This window comes from Bacillus sp. BML-BC051, assembly GCF_019656175.1.
In the GTDB taxonomy this organism is placed as follows: Bacteria; Bacillota; Bacilli; order Bacillales; family Bacillaceae_G; genus Bacillus_A; species Bacillus_A mobilis.
In genome coordinates this window covers 1-231 of sequence record NZ_BPLI01000196.1, presented here as the reverse complement: position 1 = coordinate 231, position 231 = coordinate 1, and the positions used below count along the sequence as shown (strand labels likewise).

Here is a 231-nt window from a genome sequence, read left to right as displayed (position 1 = left end):
AGATGGGTATAAGAGGCAGTTGTTATTTCCGTCTGCTAGTAGACATATTTTTATTTGGTCTTATTACGTAGATCTCAGTCCCGTTACTGATCTATATGTTGAGCCTATGGGTTTTTATATGAGACAGCCAGTAAACTTTAAAATGATATTAGATGCATTTATTATGACAGGCCTGTTCTATTTCGCTGGACGTATTCAAGTAATTCGTCAGGAAAGCTAAGGAGGGAATTT

Annotated in this window: 1 pseudogene; it reads left to right on the top strand. The window is 36.4% G+C overall.

The annotated features are described in order from the left end of the window. Window positions 1-220, top strand: a pseudogene (locus K5S59_RS29925) (ABC transporter permease); the annotation flags it as partial. Between the last annotated feature and the right edge of the window lie 11 nt (window positions 221-231).